General features: G+C 44.3%; 13 protein-coding genes. 12 read left to right on the top strand and 1 reads right to left on the bottom strand.

Features of this window, described 5'->3' with window-relative positions; genetic code table 11:
- The first annotated feature begins 30 nt into the window (after positions 1-30).
- The 8 genes from FY534_RS08475 (at position 31) to FY534_RS08435 (ending at position 8745) form a co-directional block, all read left to right on the top strand.
- Positions 31-1302, top strand: a complete 1272-nt coding sequence (locus tag FY534_RS08475) for a M16 family metallopeptidase (RefSeq protein ID WP_203114303.1) — start codon at positions 31-33, stop codon at positions 1300-1302.
- Positions 1299-1760: a dUTP diphosphatase gene (gene dut / locus FY534_RS08470; protein ID WP_203114302.1), complete on the top strand. Its 462-nt coding sequence runs from the start codon at positions 1299-1301 to the stop codon at positions 1758-1760. Before FY534_RS08475 ends, dut begins: the two co-directional genes overlap by 4 nt.
- A gap of 120 nt (positions 1761-1880) precedes the next feature.
- On the top strand, positions 1881-2786 hold the full coding sequence (dpsA, locus tag FY534_RS08465; RefSeq protein WP_203115573.1) for a dipicolinate synthase subunit DpsA: 906 nt from the start codon (positions 1881-1883) through the stop codon (positions 2784-2786).
- Positions 2787-2811: 25 nt separating this feature from the next.
- Positions 2812-3447 carry a dipicolinate synthase subunit B gene (locus FY534_RS08460; RefSeq protein ID WP_238413744.1) on the top strand — a complete coding sequence of 212 codons (636 nt, stop codon included), beginning with the start codon at positions 2812-2814 and terminating at the stop codon, positions 3445-3447.
- A 70-nt stretch (positions 3448-3517) separates the two neighbouring features.
- Positions 3518-4501, top strand: coding sequence for an aspartate-semialdehyde dehydrogenase (locus FY534_RS08455; RefSeq protein ID WP_238413743.1), 984 nt, complete (start codon positions 3518-3520; stop codon positions 4499-4501).
- A 25-nt stretch (positions 4502-4526) separates the two neighbouring features.
- Entirely contained in the window at positions 4527-5753 is a 1227-nt protein-coding gene (gene dapG, locus FY534_RS08450) for an aspartate kinase (protein WP_203114299.1), read from the top strand.
- 6 nt (positions 5754-5759) lie between these two features.
- The gene (gene dapA, locus FY534_RS08445) at positions 5760-6650 is read left to right on the top strand and encodes a 4-hydroxy-tetrahydrodipicolinate synthase (RefSeq protein WP_203114298.1); all 891 of its coding nucleotides are present in this window, start codon (positions 5760-5762) and stop codon (positions 6648-6650) included.
- Between the two features lie 436 nt (positions 6651-7086).
- The gene (locus FY534_RS08435; protein ID WP_072874076.1) at positions 7087-8745 is read left to right on the top strand and encodes a ribonuclease J; all 1659 of its coding nucleotides are present in this window, start codon (positions 7087-7089) and stop codon (positions 8743-8745) included.
- A 116-nt stretch (positions 8746-8861) separates the two neighbouring features.
- Here FY534_RS08435 and FY534_RS08430 read toward each other — a convergent pair whose 3' ends face one another.
- Positions 8862-9509 carry a helix-turn-helix domain-containing protein gene (locus tag FY534_RS08430; protein WP_238413465.1) on the bottom strand — a complete coding sequence of 216 codons (648 nt, stop codon included), beginning with the start codon at positions 9507-9509 and terminating at the stop codon, positions 8862-8864.
- A 207-nt stretch (positions 9510-9716) separates the two neighbouring features.
- Here FY534_RS08430 and FY534_RS08425 point away from each other — a divergent pair, with 207 nt between their 5' ends.
- The 4 genes from FY534_RS08425 to FY534_RS08410 all read left to right on the top strand — a co-directional run bounded on the left by FY534_RS08425 (position 9717) and on the right by FY534_RS08410 (position 14771).
- Complete coding sequence (locus tag FY534_RS08425) at positions 9717-11042, top strand: NRAMP family divalent metal transporter (protein WP_203114296.1); 1326 nt, start codon at positions 9717-9719, stop codon at positions 11040-11042.
- Positions 11043-11167: 125 nt separating this feature from the next.
- Complete coding sequence (locus FY534_RS08420) at positions 11168-11947, top strand: ClpP family protease (RefSeq protein ID WP_370541523.1); 780 nt, start codon at positions 11168-11170, stop codon at positions 11945-11947.
- Positions 11944-12171, top strand: coding sequence for a YlzJ-like family protein (locus tag FY534_RS08415; protein ID WP_072874073.1), 228 nt, complete (start codon positions 11944-11946; stop codon positions 12169-12171). The genes FY534_RS08420 and FY534_RS08415 overlap by 4 nt, the downstream gene beginning before the upstream one ends.
- A gap of 110 nt (positions 12172-12281) precedes the next feature.
- A complete protein-coding gene (locus FY534_RS08410) occupies positions 12282-14771 on the top strand; it encodes an FtsK/SpoIIIE family DNA translocase (protein WP_203114295.1) in 2490 nt (829 codons plus the stop codon).
- Positions 14772-14806 lie beyond the last annotated feature (35 nt).

The following is a 14806-nucleotide window of genomic DNA, read 5'->3' as shown; positions in this document are numbered from 1 at the left end:
TGCGTCAGGTTTGAGGAGGATAATCAGACTGTGAGCTACCGTCATCAACTGCCTTCAGGCGTTCGAATTGTTGGAGAAGAAATTCCATTTCTGCGATCCGTTGCGATTGGAATTTGGATAGGTACCGGATCGCGTTTTGAAAATAAGCAAAACAACGGAGTTAGCCATTTTTTAGAACACATGTTTTTTAAAGGAACAGAACGTTATTCTGCCAAAGCATTGGCAGAACTGTTTGACAATCTTGGAGGTCAGGTTAACGCCTTTACATCTAAAGAATATACGTGCTTTTACGCGCGCGTTCTTGATGATCATTTTGAAATTGCTGCAGATACACTCAGTGATATGTTGCTGCATTCTCAATTTCAAGTCGATGAAATGGACAAAGAACGCAAGGTAGTTATAGAAGAGATTCACATGTATGAGGACACACCGGATGAACTTGTGATGGATCTTTTGGCAGAAGGTATCTATGGGGAGCATCCGCTAGGTTTTACGATTCTTGGATTAGAGGAGAATCTGCGAAGTTTCTCCAGGCAGGATTTGCTTTCCTATATCGAATCCAGATACCAGGGGAACGATATTGTCATCTCAGTGGCTGGCAATATTTCTGAGGCTCGAGTGATAGAAACCTTTGGCCGTCTGTTTGGCCATTATCAACCCTCGGGAACTGGTAGTCGTCAATTGGTAGAGCCGCCTTTTCGGACACCGGTCGTTGTGCGTCAAAAGGATATTGAGCAAATGCATGTCGCTTTGGCAGCCCCAGGATTGCCTGCTGGTCATCCGGATATGTACGCCTTGATTTTGATGAACAATGCGCTTGGAAGTAATCCGTCTTCTCGACTCTTTCAGGAAATTCGTGAAGAGCGAGGTATGGCGTATTCTGTCTTCTCTTATCATTCTTCCTATTTGGATTGCGGAATGTTTGGCATATATACAGGTACATCGCCTGAAAATCTTTCCGATGTGCTCCAATTGATACAAGAGTGTGTTGCGCGTTTTGCTGAACAAGGTTTAAGCGAGGAAGAACTAAACAAAGGTAAAGCCCAACTCAAGGGTTCTATGATGTTAGGTTTGGAGAGTACAAGCAGTCGAATGAGCCGGCTTGGCAAAAATGAACTGTTGCTGCGGCGCAGTATCAGCATTGAAGAGACATTGGCTGCTATTGATGCTGTACGGACAGAAGATGTCCTTCGTGTTTCCCGACAGTTGTTGCAGCATCCATTTGCCATTTCTACAGTAGGGCCTATGTCTGAGGTGGATGTACAGGCTGCCATTCAAAACAGTGGATTGGTGAACGCATGAATTCTCAAATTGTCATTCAGTATCGCATCGTTTCACCTTACGCTAGTTCTGAATTTTTACCCAAACCACAAACAGAAGGAGCAGCAGGTGCTGATTTATACGCTTGTCTACCAGAACCGTTGCTCATCCAGCCTCAACAACGTGTCCGTATTCCAACGGGAATTGCCATTGAAATGCCGGACAATAACTGTGTTGGACTGATTTTTGCAAGAAGCGGACATGCATGGCGTTACGGACTTGGTTTGCCAAACGGAGTCGGTGTAATTGATTCCGACTATCGTGGAGAATTACAGGTACTTTTGCAAAATTTCGGCGACCAGCCAGTTTCCATTCAATCGGGCGATCGCGTTGCCCAAATTGTTTTTCTTCCTATTTTTCATGCCCATTGGGTGCTTTCAGCATCACTTAGCCCCACCGAGCGTGGAAAGGGAGGTTTTGGATCCACCGGAGAATCTTAAACATAAGCCTGTTTTCATAAGCCTATCCAAAGCTGCCTAAGAACAAAGGGCAGCTTATTTTTTTTGCACTCATCCAAGTGCATGCACATAGGCTGGTATACCTGGCTTGGAGGTGTGGTCATGCTGACAGGACGGCGTTTTATCTTTGTTGGAGGCGATTTGCGCCAGTTGGAAGTGATTCAGCAGGTTGTTGATAATGACGCCACAGTAACTTTGGTCGGTTTTGAATTGTGCAACCGAACTTTTACCGACACCACCCATGCTGATTTGACGGTCGAAACGTTTGCGGGTGCCGATGCGCTTGTTTTGCCTGTAGCTGGAATGGCAGAGGATGGCTCAGTACAGACGCGTTTCTCTCGCGAACCACTGATTTTGAATGAACATCATTTTGCAGCTCTTAAACCAGGAGCCAAGGTATTTACCGGGATCGCGCGCAATCGTTTGGAAAGTATTTGTTCGGAGTATGGGCTTTGCTTAGTTAAATTGATGGAACAAGATGAAGTGGCTATTTTGAATTCGATTCCCACAGCAGAAGGCGCGATTGCTCTGGCTATGGAGAAGACGGAAGTCACCATCCACGATTCTAACGTAGTTGTGCTTGGTTTTGGCAGGTGTGGAAAAACATTGTCAAGGACGCTTCACGCTTTAGGGGCGCATGTGCGAGTGGTTGCTAAACCACTACCGGAGTTAGCACGAATACGTGAAATGGGTATGCAGGATGTTCCTTTTGAGCGCTTGCTGGAAGCTGTGCAAGATGCAGATATTGTCTTTAATACCATTCCCGCATTGGTTTTACCGGCAGCTATTTTAAAAGAAATGCGTTTAGACGCGGTCATTATTGATATTGCTTCCGCACCAGGCGGTACGGATTTTCGATATGCAGAGCGGCGCGGTATGACAGCGATTCTGGCCCCCTCCCTGCCGGGCATTGTGGCCCCAAAGACGGCCGGCAAGATTATAGCTGGGAGCATCTGTCGCTTGATGAACGTCAAGGATGCGGAACCAGAGGTACATGAGAAAGGATAATTTTGTGAAAAGGGACGTGAAGTCATTGACATTAGAAGGAAAGACTATAGGTTTTGGCGTCACGGGCAGCCATTGTACTTACGAAGAAGTCTATCCTATTATAGAACAATTAGTAGAAACAAAAGTTACAGTGGTGCCTGTTTTTTCGCATTCGGTTCAAACTGTTTCCACACGTTTTGGGGAAGCAGGTGAATGGGCGGCAAAGATAGAGCGTCTTACCGGTCAGAAGGCTATTACGAGCATACCAGAAGCAGAACCTTTGGGTCCACAAAAACGCTTGGATGCTTTTGTGATTGCGCCTTGCACAGGCAGTTCTCTCTCTCGCTTAGCGGCAGCAAATACAGATTCTCCCGTTTTGATGGCTGCAAAATCAACCTTTCGAAATGATCGTCCAGTGATATTAGCCATTTCAACCAATGATGGGCTTGGATTAAATCTATATAATGTAGCAAAATTGATGAATACGAAGAATATTTTCTTTGTTCCCTTCGGACAGGATGCTCCACATGTTAAAATGAATTCACTTGTGGCCGATATGACCCAATTGCCCGAGACCATTGAATGGGCATTGCAAAAACGCCAATTGCAACCAGTCCTGATTGAACGTTGGCAAAATGAACGCAAGCCAACTTGGCAGGAGACTGCAAATCATAGTGAATAGGGGATAGAGACGGGTGAACCATCCAGTTCGTGTGGCGATTCTTGGTGCTACGGGCGCCGTAGGCCGAAAGATGATAGAAGTTTTGGAACAGCGAAATTTTCCGTTGTCTGAACTGCGATTGTTAGCATCACCGAGATCGGCCGGACAAACGCTGTCCTATGCTGGCGAGAAACTGCAAGTAGAAGCTGTTCAAGAAGACTCCTTTGAAGGAGTGGATATTGCTCTTTTTAGTGCAGGGGCAAATACATCCAAGCAGTACGCTCCACTTGCTGTTCGCAGTCATGCGGTTGTGGTGGACAATAGCAGTGCTTATCGAATGGAGGAAGACGTTCCCTTGGTTGTGCCTGAAGTGAATCCTCATGCACTGAGCCGTCACAAGGGGATCATTGCTAATCCTAACTGTTCGACCATTCAATTGGTAGTCGTTTTGCATGCATTGCGTTCGCTCGGATTAGAGGAAGTGGTTATCTCTACTTATCAAGCTGTCAGTGGCATGGGGCAAACAGCGATTGATGCGCTTCATCGAGAACTCGAAAGTGGTTTTGCTGCTAAAGAGAGTACGCTTTTTCCGATGGCATCTGCACCCTTCTATGTACCTATGGCGTTTAACGTTTTGCCGCAATGCGACGTCTTTTTAGAGAATGGCTATACAAAAGAAGAAATGAAACTGGTCCAGGAAAGCAGAAAAATTCTTGAACAGCCAACCTTGCGTGTAGCGCCTACGGCTGTGCGAGTACCTGTAGTATATGGACACTCAGAGTCAGTTCGCGTGACTTTTGCGCGACCAGTTTCTGTCGAAGAAGTGCGTGTTCTGCTAGCTCAGGCTGAAGGTGTCAGTTTAGCGGATCGTCCAGAAAAAGGTATCTGGCCGCATCCGCGCATGGTAGAAGGGAGCGGCCAAACCTTTGTAGGCAGAATACGTTCTGATTTATTTGATGAACGAAGTGTGCAGTTCTTCATAGTCGCTGATAACTTGTTAAAGGGAGCCGCTTATAATGCGGTACAAATCGCGGAAGAACTGGTTAAAAACGATTGGTTCGGCAAGGAGCATTGAACGGCTTTGTCAGGAGTGGATGAGAGTGAAAATCCTCGTACAAAAATTTGGCGGTACATCGGTTGCCACCAGTGAAATGCGCAATTATGCTGCCAATCATATAGAGAGGGCACTCAGTGATGGCTATCGAGTAGTGGTGGTTGTTTCTGCCATGGGTCGGCGTGGGGAGCCGTATGCCACTGACACATTGCTTTCCATGTTTGAGAATGCTTCCAGCGTTTCACCCCGTGATATGGATATCATTATGTCTTGTGGAGAAGCCATATCTGCAGTGGTCTTTTCCAGCTTATTGCGCAGCCGGGGACATGAAGTAACGGTGATGAACGGGGCGCAGGCTGGAATTATCACTACCAAAGATTTTACGAATGCGCGGGTTTTAGAAGTGAATCCAACACGAATCCTGCATGAATTGGGGCAGAATCGTATAGTGGTGGTCATGGGATTCCAGGGTGTGACTCCTGAAGGAGATATCACTACGCTCGGGCGCGGGGGAAGTGATACGACTGCGACAGCACTGGGTGTGGCACTCGATGCTGAGTATGTTGATATTTTTACAGATGTAGAAGGTATAATGACGGCAGATCCACGGATTGTTACCAATGCCAAACGCATTCGCCAGGTGACCTATTCTGAAATTTGTAATCTGGCCTATCAGGGTGCGAAGGTAATCCATCCGCGCGCAGTGGAAATTGCCATGCAAAAGAACATCCCCATCCGAGTTCGCAGTACCGCTCTAGAGGACGAGGGAACATTGGTGACAAGCCATGTCTCTTTTTTGGAAACCCATGTCGTCCATGATCAATTAATTACTGGAGTTACGCAAACCACTCATGTTACGCGTTTGTTAATTCCAGCATCAGGAAAAGACGGCGCTAGAGTTTTTCGTATCATGGCTGAGCACAACATATCAGTTGATTTCATTTCTGTGCAGGAAGGTAAAGTAGCGTATACCGTACCTAATACGAAAGCTGATCTGGCTGTTCGTTTGTTAAATGAATCTGGTTATTGCGTGGAAGTTCTTCCCGATTGTGCTAAAGTTTCTTGTGTAGGAGCTGCTATTGCTGGAACTCCAGGTGTCATGGCTCGAATATATACAGCTTTGGCGGAAGAAAATGTAGAAATTCTGCAATTTGCTGATTCACATACAACCATGTGGTGTTTGGTTCGAATGGAACAAATGGAAACCGCAGTTCGCGCGTTACATCGAGAGTTTTGTCTTGAGGAACTGGTACAACAGAATGTTTCGAGGTGACTTCCTTTGAATTTTGGACGGCTTATTACGGCGATGGCTACTCCGTTTGAAGATGATGGAGAGCATATTGATAGGCATCGTCTCTCTATTTTAATCGAACATCTGCTTTCATCAGGAACTACCACGATTATTGTCGCTGGAACAACAGGTGAATCTCCTACGCTGAGTCACCAGGAAAAGCTTACTCTTCTTGAATGGACGATGGAAATCGTAAACCATCGTGTGCCGGTGATGTTAGGTGCAGGTACGAATGACACCAAATCAAGCGTAGCATTAGCGCGAGAAGCTGAATCCATGGGTGCAGATGGTTTACTGCTTGTTGCACCGTATTACAATCGCCCTAATCAGGAAGGGTTGTATGCGCATTTTGCAACAATTGCTGATGCTGTCCAAATTCCCATCATGCTCTATAATGTACCTACCCGGACTTCAAGCAATATTGAACCTGATACTGTTTTGAAATTAGCACAAATACCTCACGTATTTGCCCTAAAAGAAGCAACATCCGATATGTCGCAAATTTTAAGGATTGCTGCTGATAAACCTGATGATTTCTACCTATACTCCGGTGATGACAAATTGACACTGCCTATTCTGTCTGTTGGTGGATATGGGGTTGTCAGTGTAGCTTCTCATTTGGTTGGTCGAGAAATGACTCAAATGATAGAAGCATATGTAGCAGGAAACATACAAGAAGCGGCAAGATGGTCGGGTATGCTATTGTCACTGTATGAAGCATTATTTATGAGTACCAGTCCAGGGCCATTGAAATGGTCTCTGGAGGCTATAGGCGTCCCGGTAGGTTCAACGCGTTTGCCAGTAACAATGCCGCCTGCCCAGGTGTGCGAACGATTAAGAAAAGAACTGCTAAGGCTTGATTACCTTCAAAGTATCTAATATTGAATTGTTTCACTGCTTCACGAGAAACACTAGTGATGTTTAGCAATCGTTCAGTTAAAAAACCAGCGTCCATGGATGGAGACTGCAGAGTATCCACCATCGTATGCTGGTTTTTTCATCTTTAGTTTTCAAGAGGCGAGTTGTATCCCCACAAAGAGCAGGGTATAATAGAAGTACAGTGACTGGTGCGGCTTTGCAGTTCAAAGAACCTATCTTCGTTCCGTGGGCGGATTCTGCAGATTGCGGAATGGGAATGAGTTCGGAGAAATGAGACTGTACGGCAATCGTATAACAAAGCTGTTCGTCTACGGTATGATGATGGGATTTTTTGGTTTTTTTCATGATTTATGGTAAATTTAATGTCGCACATTTAAGTTACGTCTATTTAATTTTGTATTTTTGAAATATTCATATATATTCCGGAGGTGTTTTTGTGCCAAAAAGTAAATCGAGATTAGCGATTGTTCCGCTCGGCGGAGTCGGAGAAATCGGAAAGAACATGACCTTGTATTGGTATGGCAATGACATGATTGTAGTAGACGCAGGATTAAAATTTCCAGAGGAAGAAATGCTCGGAGTAGATATTGTCATTCCTGATATTACTTTTCTGGTTGAAAATAAAGAAAAGGTTCGTGGGATTTTTGTAACGCATGGACATGAAGATCATATCGGTGGATTGCCCTATATTCTTAAAACGCTCAACGTTCCTGTTTATGGTACACGATTGACCCTTGGCTTAATTGAAAACAAATTAAAAGAACACAATTTGCTGGATACCGTCAAAATGCATACCATTGGGGACAACCAACAAATTCAGGCAGGCGTATTTTCAGTAGAGTATTTTTATGTTAACCATTCGATACCCGATACAGTTGGTTTTGCAATTCATACACCAGAGGGTTTGGTAGTGCATACAGGTGACTTTAAATTCGATCAAACTCCAGTGGACGGACGTCAGGCTGATTTGCAAAAATTAGCTGGTTATGGAAGTCAGGGAGTTTTGGCATTGGTTGCTGACAGTACAAATGCTGAGCGTCCAGGTTTTACTCCCTCAGAGAAATCGGTGGGCAAAACAATTGATCATTTGGTTGCTCAAGCGCCAGGACGTATCATTTTGTCCACTTTCGCTTCCAACATTCATCGGGTACAGCAGGTTATTACGGCAGCAGAGCGATACGGGAGAAAAGTCGCTATTGTAGGTCGCAGTATGGTTAATAATATTCAAACTTCCATTCAACTGGGCTATTTGAATGTTCTGCCAAGCACATTAATCGACGTCGATGAGATTGGCAGGATGGATCCAGACAAGGTGTTAATTCTCTCTACTGGGAGTCAAGGGGAACCGATGTCAGCATTGACTCGGATGGCTCGTTCTGCGCATCGAAAAGTAGAAATCATGCCGGGAGATACGGTGATTTTGGCTTCGCATCCGATTCCCGGTAACGAAAAATTTATTTCTCGTACAATAGATCAATTATTTAAAGCGGGGGCAAACGTTATTTATCAAGGCGTTCACGTTTCCGGTCACGGTAGTCAAGAAGAATTAAAATTGATGATTAATCTGACACGTCCTAAATATTTTTTGCCAGTGCATGGTGAATTTCGTATGCAGCGCACGCACGCTAATTTAGCTATTGATTTGGGTGTCGATCCGGACAATATCTTTATTACCGAGTTGGGTGATGTGGTCGAATTCGAGGGGGATAGGGCACGTTTTGGCGGCAAGGTACCTGCAGGTACGGTCATGATTGATGGTCTTGGTGTTGGTGATGTGGGGAATATTGTGCTGCGTGATAGAAAGTTGCTTTCCCAAGACGGTATTCTGGTTGTGGTTGTGACTCTTTCAAAAACTTCCGGTACGATTCTCTCTGGTCCGGATATTATTTCGCGTGGATTTGTTTATGTTCGCGAATCAGAAGCGTTATTGGATGAGGCAACCAAATTGGTTGAATCGACACTCGTTCGTATGGTTTCAGATAATATCAGCGAGTGGTCTTCATTAAAAACAGCTGTTCGAGATACACTGGGTAGATATCTATATGAGCAAACGCGCCGTCGTCCCATGATTTTGCCTATTATCATGGAAGCGTGAGTGTTACAACATAAAGCATTGAAATCATTGTCGGGCTGTCCACTCTGCCTATGCTTCCCTGAAGCCACAAGGTCAAACCTTTAACAGAAGGGGCGAGCAGTCGTGGGCAGCCCTTCTTATGTTTTTTTAGAGAACTCCATTAATCGTTCTTGAGTAATCTGAATGGCTAAAGCGTCATCCAGATAACCGATAGGAAACATAAAATCTGGAATCGCATCTGTCGCGAGTACAAAATAGAGCAACCCACTTCCTAAAATCATTTTTTCTTTTTCAGAAATTTCCCCGTGAATATAACGCTCATACATATTATCCAATTCATCGATAAACGGTCCTGTTCCAAAAATTTGCTGTCTCTTTTCTGGGAATTTTTCTTCAATCAGTAATTTTCCTTCACTGGTCTTGGCGTATCCATCGTATTTCAATAGTTCATCCATAATGGATTGCCTGTTCAAGGTAACGGATGAATATCCAGTATAGTCAATTATATCCTTAAAATAACTATGAAGTGATAAGTGATCGTTTTTCTCGACGTGATCGGCTACTTTTAATCCTGCTGCTTGATAAAGCAGAGTTGGATGGACGGATAAATGCTCAGCAATTTTCTCCAAATATTCCGGATTAATTCGTTGTTTACCGAGCAACATCTTTGAAATCGTTGCAACGTGAATTCCAGTAAGAGCAGCCAACTGACGCATGGACATGGAATGTTGCCGCAGCAGAGACTTAACAGTTTGCTCTAAGTTTGCGGCCGTTTTTTCCACCACTTTACTACCTCCACATCATGAATTTTTACTAATCCATACGGATTTATTTCATGTTTCGATTTCCTCTACAACATCGGCACATTTGCAACAGCCTCTGTATAGAATATGTCGTCACCGGTTGAAGTAGTGTAGATATTTGAGAAATTTGTCACTCAAACCTTCTGCTAGCTCCGCTTGATTGGCCCTACAGGGAATGGAGGTTTTCCAATGGACAGCAATATCATTCCGAATGATTTGGAAACGTCGCAAAGCAATTTAGAACGATCACGGTTTCGAGAAATGATGGCGCAACGTAAACATGGTTGGCAAAGATATATCTGGATATTTTGGGCATTGCTTGGCCCGGGATTGTTGGCAGCTTTGGCAGACAATGACGCAGGCGGGGTGATTTCCTATGCGGCAACAGGTGTGCAATTCGGAATTGGATTGTTTATACCTTTGGTTCTTTGTCTGGCATTCCTAACTTTTACAGTTCAAGAAATGAGCATGCGCCTTGGAGCGGTTACTCAAGAAGGATTCTCAAGGTTAGCGCTACGGAGATATGGTAAGTTTTGGGGTTTTTATCATATCACTACTCTCGCATTCGAGAATTTGCTGACTTTGGTTACTGAATTTATTGGGATGACAGCAGGATTGACATTGCTAGGGTTGCCGCTTTGGTTAAGTGATCTGATCTGTTTCGTTTTTATTGTCTCATTTGCCATCTTCACAGGATATTTTACAAAAGAACGCATTGCGTTGTTGGTTGGTGCACTAAACGTTGTTTTTCTAGTAGTAGCGGGTATGACTCATCCCAGCCTGGCATCGATTGGCCACGCCTTTGTAGCCTGGAATGTACCCACCAGTCTTCGTGGGGGTGTGATTTGGTTTGTGATTGCCACGGTGGGTAATGCCATAGCTCCCTGGATGATTTTCTTCCAAGGTAGTGGAACGATTGATAAGGGCGTCAGTTCACGAGAACTGATTCTAGGACGGATTGATACAGCATTTGGTTGTTTGGTTCAAGTCATTGTAGCTGCTGGCATTATTATTGTTGGAGCTTCCTTGTTTGGGCATATGTCCAATGTAAGCAGTGCAGGTCCAGCACAAATCATTGACGCGTTGCACCACAGTTATGGAAGATGGGTAGCTATTCTCTTTGGAATTGGTTTATTTGATGCTGGTTTTTTGGCATCAATCACAGTATCCCTATCCTCTTCTTGGAGTATCTCAGAATTGTTCGGATGGTCAAAAAGCCTGAATGATACGTTGCGTCAAGCACCAAAATTTTATGCCGTTTACATTGGCAGTTTGCTGTTTGCCGCTTTAGCCATTCTGGTACCGCATCTGCCACTCGACTTTCTATCCATTCTTGCACAGGTTGTTGGCGGCATTTTGATGACTCCGTTATTAATCTTTCTCGTCGTAATGACAAGTGACAAACGTCTCATGGGTCAGTATCGTACAAAAATATTTGGTCGTGTGTGGGGATGGTTAATGGTCACGCTGCTTTGTGGATTAACCTTGGCAACTTTCTGGCAAACATTTTTCTAGGTGGGAGCTATCGAGAAAGGGAGTATGCTTTGGCGATAAAAGCCAGATACTATGGCTGGTTGAAAATGGGCCCGCTCTGCAGCGCAAACCATCATTAGGCCCGGGATAATGAGGGTGATTCCAACATGAGTCTGGCTGATCATCGCCAAAGTTTCAAAAATAATATCCCGCAATCCAATCCCCAGGAAGAGCAAGCAAGTCATCCAATTGGTATGACAGAGCAGAGTATTGAGAAATTTGGTGAAACAGACGTTCCGCTCTCAGATAGTGATATTCACTGTCTTACTATTATTGGTCAGATTGAGGGACATATGGTTCTGCCACCCCAAAACAAGACGACCAAATACGAACATATCATTCCACAATTGGTCGCTGCTGAACAGAGCAAGGACATTAAAGGATTACTGTTGATTTTGAATACTGTTGGTGGAGATGTTGAAGCTGGGTTAGCCATTGCCGAAATGGTTGCAAGCATGAGCAAACCAACAGTTTCGCTTGTTTTGGGCGGCGGACATTCGATCGGTGTTCCGATTGCTGTATCCTGTGATTATACGTTTATTGCTGAAACAGCTACAATGACGATTCACCCTATCCGTTTGACAGGCATGGTCATTGGCGTGCCCCAATCATTTGAATATTTAGAGAAGATGCAAGAGCGTGTCATTCGTTTTGTTGTACAGCATTCGCATATCAGTGAATCTGTCTTTCGTAAGCTTATGCTGAATACAGGTGAATTGGCGCGTGATATTGGAACGACAGTTGTAGGACGAGATGCGGTAGCTTATGGCTTGGTTGATGAAATTGGTGGGCTTGGACAAGCTATTCGTAAACTTCGTGAATTGATGCAACAAAATGCTTCTGTTTGGAATCCAACGATTGCAACAGATGGAGTGATGCAACAATGATTTTGTGGACCGTCGCAGACTGTGAAGAGATCATGTACAACATGTTGGAAAGTTACAGCGTTCGATTACAGAAAGTCGAGTATCAAGGAATTCAGCTGTTGGTTGAGCCGCTAGAGAATGGGTTAGCTCGTGTTGAGAGAATTTTATCCATGCGTCCAAAGGATTTTTTGCGTTCTGATTTATCGCCAGGAATGCATATTCCACTGCATACTTGCACCATCTGAGTTATCTGTAAATCATTGAATTGTCTCCCTTGTTTGCAGGAATCTCCACCTTGTTTCGAGAAAGTTACAAGGCATGCGGATAGTAGTTATCCACATGCAGGAGGTTCTGCATGGGAAAAAGAGTTCAGCGTCGAGAAGTTTTAAAATATGAAACCATCGGCCTAGCCATGTTGACAGGCTCTGCTCTTGCACTTGGCAAATTAGGTTTGGTTGGACGGTATGTTGATGTCGCTTTTATTTATTTGGCAGGTTCATGGAGTTTTTTACTCCCTATTTTTATAGGCTACGCTGCCCTGTTTATGATGGTCAAACGTACTTCGTTTGTTTGGAACCATCGTCACATCGGCCTATTGATTCTGTTTCTGACATGGTTAACAGGAATGGAATTTTTCTTCTTTCAAAGTTATGCCGCCTCTCTTCCACCAGACAGTACGGTCCCGCTCTATTCGGCCACACTGCATGCACTTCAGTCTTTGCGCGTTTATGTTTTGACAGGCAGTCTTGATGGAACGACAGTTCCAGCTGCAGGTGGTGGTTTAATTGGCTATGCTTGTTTTTCTGTCTTGCACTATCTGTTTTCCACACTGGGTACGCTTTTGATTTTAGGTATTGCTGTTTTGCTGGGAGCTGCATTGACTACAGAGAAATCATTGGTTAAAGGAGTTCAAAGGGGTACCCGATGGATGGAAAAACGTCTGGATAATCTCTGGAAAGGCAGTCGTCAATTTGCTAATGTTCTGCTCGAAAAAGATACAGATACTGAACCAGCCACTCTCGAAACAACACCTTCAAATGAGAAAAAGAGTCGCCGTAGACCTCAGCTCATCATTGATGGAGAAATTTTTGAAGCGGGTTCAACGGATAAAAATTCAGAAGCTGGATTTGAAAAGAATGCTGGTTCTGAGGAAAAACATTCTATACAAAGACCCATTGTTCGTGATTTTGCTGCACAAGTGCGTGAGAAAGCTGTTGAAGCAGCAGAATCTAAAGCATCAGATGGACTAGTATCGCCGTTACCACCTGCTCATTTGCAAAAATCTCAAAGAAGTGCATCTCAAGGAGGTGCGTCCGCAGGTTTATCTGGACGCACTCCAGTAGTTGAAGAAGAATTTCCTTATACGGTCGGTGTTCCAGTGCATGATGAGAATTACCGTCTACCTCCGCTTCATCTCTTTACATTACCGCAATCTCCAAAATCGGGATTCAATCAACAAAGTGCACATGAAAATGCGCGTAAATTAGAAGCTACCTTGGAGAGTTTTGGTGTACATGCTAAAGTTCTGGAAATCAGTCGAGGACCTACTGTAACCCGTTATGAGTTGCAGCCTGCTGCAGGTGTAAAAGTCTCAAAGATAGTAGGTTTGACTGATGACATTGCGCTTGCATTAGCGGCATCAGGTATTCGTATGGAAGCTCCTGTTCCGGGTAAATCTGTCATTGGCATTGAAATTCCTAATCAGGAGATTGCAGTTGTAACGTTACGCGAAGTGCTTGAATCAGAAGAATTTCAAAAGCATGAGTCAAAGTTGGCGATTGCGCTCGGCCGCGATATAGCTGGCAATGCTATCATTGGCAATCTTCAAAAGATGCCACATTTATTGGTAGCAGGTGCTACCGGATCGGGAAAAAGCGTATGTATCAACGGCATGATTGCCTCTTTACTCGTACGCGCTAAACCGCATGAAGTGAAGTTTATGATGATTGACCCCAAAATGGTTGAGCTGAATGGCTACAATGGTATCCCGCATCTTTTAGCACCTGTAGTAACCGATCCGCGTAAGGCAGCCTTCGCTCTAAAGAAAGTTGTGCAGGAGATGGAGAACCGCTATAAATTATTTGCCGATCGCGGTGCAAGAGATATTGAACGCTACAACCAGTTGTTACAGGAAGAAGGGCTCGATGCTCTTCCTTATATTGTTGTCATTGTTGATGAGTTGGCTGATTTAATGATGGTGGCTCCAGGGGATGTCGAAGATGCAATTTGTCGTATTGCGCAAATGGCGCGTGCTGCAGGCATTCATTTGATTGTTGCCACACAAAGACCATCTGTAGATGTTATAACGGGAGTCATTAAGGCTAATATACCTAGCCGTATTGCTTTTGCAGTTTCTTCTATGGCAGATTCTCGTACGATTTTGGACAGCGGTGGAGCTGAAAAATTGCTTGGACGTGGTGATATGCTCTATTGGCCAGTAGGAGCGCCTAAATCGACTCGCGTTCAGGGAGCTTTTGTGTCTGAAGGAGAAATTGAACGCTTGGTGGAATACGTCAAAGAACAGCAAAATGCTGTGTATACGGTTGATTTACAAATTCCTGAAGAATCGGAAGAAGCCGTTACGGATGCTCCTTTAGATCCGCTATTTGTAGATGCGATGGATCTCGTTGTGGATAATGGTCATGCCTCTGTTTCCATGATACAGAGGCGATTTCGAGTTGGTTATTCAAGAGCGGCTCGGATTGTCGATCAAATGGAGCAACAAGGCTTTGTCGGTCGATTTGAAGGAAGTAAACCGCGCGATTTACTCATTAGCAAACTGCAGTGGGAAGAAATGAAAAATTCCAATTTCTTGCGTTCGGTTCATAAGTCGGAGAATCCATAAGTTTAAAAGCAGTCATGCTTGTCCGTCGCCATACA

Origin of the sequence: Alicyclobacillus sp. TC, assembly GCF_016804365.1 — a bacterium.
GTDB classification, from domain to species: Bacteria; Bacillota; Bacilli; order Alicyclobacillales; family Alicyclobacillaceae; genus Alicyclobacillus_I; species Alicyclobacillus_I tolerans.
This window is presented reverse-complemented; position numbering and strand designations above follow the sequence as displayed.